The sequence below is a fragment of the Bradyrhizobium niftali genome (assembly GCF_004571025.1).
Lineage (GTDB): Bacteria > Pseudomonadota > Alphaproteobacteria > Rhizobiales > Xanthobacteraceae > Bradyrhizobium > Bradyrhizobium niftali.
Window position 1 is genome coordinate 246,061 of sequence record NZ_SPQT01000007.1, and the last position, 6,918, is coordinate 252,978.

4 protein-coding genes and 2 pseudogenes are annotated in these 6,918 nt (G+C 61.8%); 5 read left to right on the forward strand and 1 reads right to left on the reverse strand.

The window, feature by feature from the left end; genetic code table 11:
• The first annotated feature begins 29 nt into the window (after window positions 1-29).
• The 4 genes and pseudogenes from E4K65_RS16085 to E4K65_RS16100 form a co-directional block, all read left to right on the forward strand.
• Complete coding sequence (locus E4K65_RS16085) at window positions 30-1,169, forward strand: FIST signal transduction protein (RefSeq protein ID WP_025576252.1); 1,140 nt, start codon at window positions 30-32, stop codon at window positions 1,167-1,169.
• A 95-nt stretch (window positions 1,170-1,264) separates the two neighbouring features.
• Window positions 1,265-4,093, forward strand: a complete 2,829-nt coding sequence (locus E4K65_RS16090; protein ID WP_167770850.1) for a PAS-domain containing protein — start codon at window positions 1,265-1,267, stop codon at window positions 4,091-4,093.
• Window positions 4,090-5,673 (forward strand): adenylate/guanylate cyclase domain-containing protein, encoded by a 1,584-nt coding sequence (locus E4K65_RS16095; protein WP_135175005.1) that lies wholly within the window; start codon window positions 4,090-4,092, stop codon window positions 5,671-5,673. The genes E4K65_RS16090 and E4K65_RS16095 overlap by 4 nt, the downstream gene beginning before the upstream one ends.
• A gap of 21 nt (window positions 5,674-5,694) precedes the next feature.
• Window positions 5,695-5,990 (forward strand): annotated as a pseudogene (locus E4K65_RS16100) (oligopeptide/dipeptide ABC transporter ATP-binding protein); the annotation flags it as partial.
• A gap of 127 nt (window positions 5,991-6,117) precedes the next feature.
• On the opposite strand, the gene E4K65_RS16105 reads toward E4K65_RS16100, so the two are convergent.
• Complete coding sequence (locus E4K65_RS16105; RefSeq protein WP_135175006.1) at window positions 6,118-6,489, reverse strand: nuclear transport factor 2 family protein; 372 nt, start codon at window positions 6,487-6,489, stop codon at window positions 6,118-6,120.
• 212 nt (window positions 6,490-6,701) lie between these two features.
• On the opposite strand from E4K65_RS16105, the pseudogene E4K65_RS16115 reads away from it, so the two are divergent.
• Window positions 6,702-6,918, forward strand: a pseudogene (locus E4K65_RS16115) (IS110 family transposase); the annotation flags it as partial.

Below are 6,918 nucleotides of genomic sequence, written 5' to 3' on the forward strand. Positions count from 1 at the left end.
TCCGGACAGATGACGAGAGGAAACAACTCATGAAAACGGCTCAGTACAAGTGGTCCCAAAGTGACGGGTGGCGGCCGAATTTGCCAACTGGCGACGTCGGACGACAGAGTGTCGTGTTCGTTTTCGGTGCTAGATCGTTGGTGCAGGCCGGGACCCTCGTGGGCGAGTTGCGCGACCACTTAAAAGGGGCGGCCATGCTTGGTTGCTCGACTTCCGGCGAGATTGCCGGCGACGTGGTCGTCGACGACTCGGTGATTGCCACTCTTGTCGACTTTGAACATACGCGACTGCGGTTCGCCTCTGCCACGATTGGTGAGGCGAAGGCGAGCTACGACGTCGGCAAGGAGCTCGCGCAGCAATTGAACGACGCCTCATTGCGCCATGTGTTCGTGCTTTCGGACGGCTTGCACGTCAATGGCTCCGACCTGGCGCACGGTCTCGCGGGCGGCGTCTCGGAAGGCGTGTCGATCACCGGCGGCCTTTCCGGAGACGGAACCAATTTTGCCGAGACCTGGGTCATTGCCGACGGCGGCGCGGGTCCCCAGCGCGTGGCAACGGTTGGTCTGTATGGCGACGACTTGCGCATTGGCTACGGATCGATGGGCGGCTGGCAGCCATTTGGGCCGCTGCGCACCATCACCCGGGCCGAGGGAAACATCCTCTATGAGCTGGATGGGGGGTCAGCGCTCGATCTCTATAAATCGTACCTAGGCCCGCACGCCGACCAGTTGCCAAGCTCCGCCTTGCTCTTTCCAATCCTGGTTACCGAGGCAAAGGGCGGCCAGGGTGTCGTCCGGACAGTCCTGTCCGTGGACGAGCAGAACAAGTCGATGACGTTCGCAGGCGACATCCCACAGGGCGGAACGGCACAGTTGATGAAGACCAACGTTGACGATCTGGTCGACGGCGCAACGGCCGCCGCCAAGGCCAGCCTCAGCGGGCTGGGCGACAGGCGACCAGATCTGGCAATTCTGGTGAGCTGTGTCGGTCGTAAGCTTGTGATGAAGCAGCGCACCGAAGAAGAAATCGAGGCAATCCGAGATGTCTTCGGAAGGGATACGAAGATTTCCGGCTTCTACTCGTACGGCGAGCTTTCCCCCTTCATGCACGGTGGCGAGTGCCGCCTGCACAATCAAACCATGACCATCACAACTTTCGCCGAGGACTGAACGGTCACAGGGCACCGATGCACAGGCTGCTACGACGCCAGCTCAGAAAGCACCTCGGTGTCGAGGGAGAAGTACCGGCTGCGTTGCAGTCTTTCGTGGCAGCCGTCGATTCCGCATACACCGATTTCGATAGCGATCGGGCGATGGTCGAGCGCTCTCAGGAGCTGAGCTCGAAGGAGCTGTCGGAGGCGCACGACAAGGCCGCGCAGGCCCAGACTCGGCTGACCGACGCGCTCGAGACCATCTCGGAAGGCTTTTTCCTGTTCGACGCTAGTGATCGCATGGTGCTGTGCAACTCGCGCTATCGCGAGCTTTACCCGGGGCTGGCCGATCTTATGCGGCTAGGGCTGGAGTTCGAGCATTTGATCAAGACCGTGGTCGAGCGTGGAATCGTACCCGACGCAGCTGCACGACCTCAAGAATGGATCGAGCACAGACTTGCTCGACATCGCAACCCCGGAGGGCCGTTTCTGCATCACCAATGGGACGGTCGCTGGATCCAGATCAGCGAGCGCAAGACGCAGGATGGCGGCACTGTAGGCGTGTTCACGGACGTGACTGAAATCAAACGGCGAGAGGAGGAGTTGGCTGCTGCGCGCGACAAGGCAACGGAGGCACAGCGCCGGCTGGTCGACGCGATCGAGAGCATCTCAGAGGGTTTCTCGCTTTACGATGCCGATGACAGGCTGGTGATATACAACCGGCGGTACCGGGACATGCACGGCACCGGCAGCATCGATGTCGTGAAACAAGGCGTATCGTTCGAAGCGATCCTCCGCAATGCGACCGCGAGCGGAGAGATCCCCGACGCGGAGGGGCGCGTCGAGGCCTGGATCGCCGAACGTCTGGCCCGGCATCGCGATCCCAAGGGCACGCATATACAACACCGCTCCGACGGGCGCTGGATTCAGATCAACGAGCGCAAAACCGACGACGGCGGCACGGTCGCGACTTACACCGATATCACCGACGTGAAGCAGGCCGAACAAGCGATCCAGGAGAGCGAGCAGCGGCTGCGTGTCATTGCCGAGGCTGCGCCGATGGCGGTGGCGATCGTTACCTTCGATGACGGGATCATCCGGTATGCCAATCAACGCTTCAGCGAAATGTTCGAGCTCGAAGGATCGTCCGCCCTGGGCCTGCAAGCGAAAAACTTCTACGCAGACCCGCAGCATCGTGAGCGCTTCATCGACGCGCTCACCGAGCACGGCCATGTGGAGAGCATGGAGATGCTGCTCAAGCGGGCTGGAGGCGAGGAGTTCTGGGCGCTCCTAGCGTCGCAGCGCGTCCAGTTCGAAGGGCGCCCGGCGATGATCAACGGCCTCGCCGATATCAGCGACCGCAAGCGCATGGAAGGTGAGCTGCACAAGGCGATCTGGGCGAGCGAGCAGGCGACCCGCGCGAAGTCGAACTTCGTCGCCAGCATGAGCCATGAGCTGCGCACTCCCTTGAATGCGATCATCGGCTACAGCGAGATCCTGTTCGAGGACGCCCAGAGTGCCGGGCGCGAATCGGAAATGGCGGACCTGCGCAAGATCCAGGATGCCGGCAAGCATCTGCTCGGCCTGATCGACAACATCCTCGATCTTTCCAAGATCGAGGCCGGCAAGATGACGCTCTATCTTGAGACCTTCGAGTTGCGGCCCATGATTGATAGCGTCGCGGCGACCATCACCCCGCTGGCCAAGAAGAATGGCAACGCGCTCGTGGTGAACTGCGCCGACGAGGTAGGCACGATGCACAGCGATCTGACCAAGGTGCGGCAGACCCTGTTCAACCTTCTCAGCAATGCCTGCAAGTTCACACGGAACGGGACGATCACGCTGACCGTGCTCCGTGATATGGACGAAGTCGTCGACTGGGTCGAGTTCCAGGTGCGCGATACCGGTATCGGCATGACGCCAGATCAGCAGGCCAAGGTGTTCGAGGCCTTCACTCAGGCCGATGCCTCCACCACCCGCGCCTACGGCGGCACCGGGTTGGGCCTCGCCATCACCAAGAGCTTCTGCCGGCTGATGGGCGGCGATGTGACGCTGGTCAGCGAGGCCGGCAAGGGGACGACATTCGTGGTTCGCCTGCCGGCGGTGACGCGCGCTGCATCGGACGCAGCGGGCTTGGCGGCAGAGAAGCGTTCCGAGCGTCCGCAGGTCGCCGAGCCCGAGCATGCGCCGATCGTTCTCGTGGTCGACGATGATCCCAACGCGCGGGAGCTGCTGCGCCGACACCTGCAACGCGGCGGTTACACCGTTCGCCTGGCTGCCAATGGCGAAGAGGCGATGCAGCTTGCCCGCACGCTGCGGCCCGATGTCATCACGCTCGACGCTCTGATGCCGCACATGGATGGCTGGGCCGTACTCAGCGCCATGAAGGAAGATGCCGGCCTCGCCGAAATTCCCGTGATCATGGTTACGATCGTAGATAACCAGGGCATTGGCTTCTCGCTCGGTGCCGCCGACTACCTGGTCAAGCCGATCGATCGCGACAGACTGGTTCGTGCAGTGGACAAGTGCTGCCCAAGGGGCGCGGCACGGCAGGTGCTGATAGTCGAGGATGACGCTCCGACCAGTGAGCTGATGGGGCGCACCTTGCGGCAGATCGATTGCACAGTCACTTTAGCAGAGAATGGTCGGGTTGGTCTCGAGCGTTTGAAGGAGGCTTTGCCTGACGCGATTCTGCTCGATCTGATGATGCCCGAAATGGATGGGTTCGAGTTCATCGCGCGGCTGCGCGCTGACTCCCGCTGGCGGCGCATCCCGGTCATCGTCGTCACGGCAAAGACACTGACCGCTGAGGATCGCGCGCGCCTCAACGGCCAGGTACAGCATTTGGTGCACAAGGGCGAATACAGCGGCAAGGCCGTGCTGGCGGCGCTTGACGAGCTGGTACCCCGGCACGCCCGGCGCGCGTGCGCGGATCGGCCATGAGCATCATTGACACTGAAAGCGCGCGCGCTTGGCGCATTCAGCTTGCCCACCTTCGCCAGGAACTGCTGTCCCCAGTCAACGCCTTGCTCGGCTACGCAGAGATCCTGCACGAAGAGGCGTCCAGGAACGGGCGCTCGGACATCCTCCCCGATATGAACCGTATCCTCAGCGCAGCCCGGGATCTCGCCGGCAAAGTCGACCAGCTGGTGGACGGCGATCGCGCCAAGAGCCCGCCCGGCTCAGCGGCCGCCACGCAAGAACAGGATCTTCGTCACGAGCTGCGCACGCCGCTCAACGCGATCAAGGGCTATGGTGAGATGCTGCGCGAGGATGCAGCCAGTTTCCCAGGCGACTCGCTGCGGGGAGATTGTGATCGCCTGCTGGCTGCTGCCACCGACCTATTGCTGCGTCTCGATCGCATCGTGCGATTCTCGGTTGATGTCGAGGAGACGAGCTTGGCCCCCGATCAGGCCGGCGCGGTCATGGTTAGCGACTTGATGCGCAGCCTCGGGCCGGTCCGGCCGTATGCGGTCACCGAAACCGGTTCTATTCTCGTTGTGGATGATATCGAGGCCAATCGCGACCTCCTGTCGCGCCGACTGACCCGCGACGGCCATCGCGTCTGTTCGGTGGCCGGCGGCCAGCAGGCGCTGCAGGCGCTCGCCAACGATGAGTTCGACCTCGTCCTGCTCGATGTGATGATGCCCGATATCAACGGGCTTGACGTGCTGGTGCGTATGAAGGCGGATGAGCGGCTGCGCCGCATTCCGGTGATCATGATCACGGCCTTGGCGGAGACCGAGAGCGCCGTCCGCTGCATCGAGGCCGGGGCCGAGGACTATCTGCCGAAGCCGTTTGATCCGATCCTGCTGCGCGCGCGGATCAATGCTTGCTTGCACAAGAAGCGCTGGCTCGACCGCGAGCAGAAGTATCTTCGCCGCATCGAGGAGGAGACCGCTAAGTTTGAGCGGCTGCTGCTGACAATCCTGCCACGGCAGGTGATAGGCCGCCTGAACCACGGCGAAGTCATGATCGCCGACCGCTTCGAGGGCGTGAGCGTGCTGTTCGCCGATCTGGTGAGCTTCACCGAGCACTCGGCACGGGTCACGCCTGCAGCGACGGTCGAGTATTTGAACCGGTTGTTCTCGGAATTCGACGCGCTTGCGCGCGAGCTCGGTGTCGAGAAGATCAAGACCATCGGCGATGCCTACATGGCTGCCGCCGGCTTGCCCGATCCGAACCCCGATGCGATCGCGGCGATCGCGAAAATGGCGCTCGGCATGATCGACCGGCTAGACCGCGTCAACCGGCATTTCGGCTGGTCGTTGCAAATCCGCATCGGCATACATTCCGGACCCGTGGTTGCCGGCATCATCGGCGCGCACCGCTTCCTCTACGACGTGTGGGGCGATACCGTAAATGTTGCCAGCCGGCTCGAGGCCTATTCTTTACCAAATCGAATCCACGTGTCCCAGGATATCGCGCGTCACCTCGTCGGTCTCTTCGCGCTGGAGCCTCGCGGCAGCATTGACGTGAAGGGCAAAGGCAAACTGGAGACGTTTTTCTTGAGTCGGTTCTAGATGCGCGTCCCCCCGCGCGACTGGCGCGAAATCTTCGAACGGCCGGCGCACCCGTATGCGCCAGCCCTGATCTCCGCCATCCCGATCTGCTGCGCCGTGCGCCGCTCGCGACGACAGGGGGCGACCTTCCAAATCCGCTAAGTCCGCCGGACGGATGTGCGTTCAGCCCGCGCTGTCGCTACGCCGAAGCCGTGTGTCGTCGCGAGCCTGGTCCATCGCTTGAAACGCGTCCCGACGGACACTCGGTCCGGTGTTGGCGAGCTGACGAGATTGCCGGTCAGACGACATTGGCCTCGACCGAAAGCGGACATCCCTAGGATGGAGGGCGCGTTCGTTATGGGTCAACTCACTGTGAGAAAATCTGGTCTGCTACGCCTCCCTAAGGAGACCTCAGCGAGAGGTGTCGCTACTTCGCGTTAGGGCCAGACGCGGACCCATTACATTTCACCGCACATTGAGCAGTACCCATAGCTGTGAAATCTTGCCGTCATCGAAAATGGCCACGTCCGCACCCGTCACGGTTACCGGGCCGCCTTCAGGTCCGGCGTGCCATGAGAGATGTGCCAATCCGTGATGCCCGACTGCTGCACCCTCGGGTACAAAACGAAATGCTGGTCCAAATTGCTTGAGCAAATCTCCGGCAACGCGCGAGATTGCTTCCCGACCTTTTACAATATTTGTCGGTTCATACATGACCGGCTGTTCGACGAACAAATCATCGATGGCGGTCCGACGCTTATCGTCATCCCGTTCGTTGAATACCCGCTCTAGATTCGATCGAAGGATGTAGTCAAAATCGACTTCTTGCTTTGTCATCTCCAATCCATTCTTGATTCACCTGCCTTCAAGCGAACTTGAAGGACCTTAGATACCTGTTTTTGCGAGCAGGTACAAACAGCCCCGCGTTCGCCCTCAAAGGTAAGGGCCAGCAGAGTGCGCGACAGAATGTCCGCTAATGGGATGGTCCGGCCGTGCTCCTGCCCCGCCAGCGATAAGCTGGCCAGGGGCGCCAAGACAGGGAGCACGCCATGTCCCAGACACCCAGTACCGCGATCGCCGTGATCGGCATCGATATCGGCAAAAACTCGTTCCACGTCGTGGGCCACGATACGCGCGGCACCATCGTGCTGCGGCAAAAGTGGTCGCGTGGCCAGGTGGAGGCGCGGCTCGCCAATATGCCGCCTTGCCTGATCGGCATGGAAGCCTGCGTCGGCGCACATCATTTGAGCCGCAGACTCGCATCGT

What these genes read in the sequence shown, in the direction of transcription:
- E4K65_RS16095 (WP_135175005.1), top strand. Translation starts at nt 4,090, where the DNA reads ATGAGCATCATTGACACTGAAAGCGCGCGCGCTTGGCGCATTCAGCTT.
- E4K65_RS16085 (WP_025576252.1), top strand. Translation starts at nt 30, where the DNA reads ATGAAAACGGCTCAGTACAAGTGGTCCCAAAGTGACGGGTGGCGGCCG.
- E4K65_RS16105 (WP_135175006.1), bottom strand. Translation starts at nt 6,489, where the DNA reads ATGACAAAGCAAGAAGTCGATTTTGACTACATCCTTCGATCGAATCTA.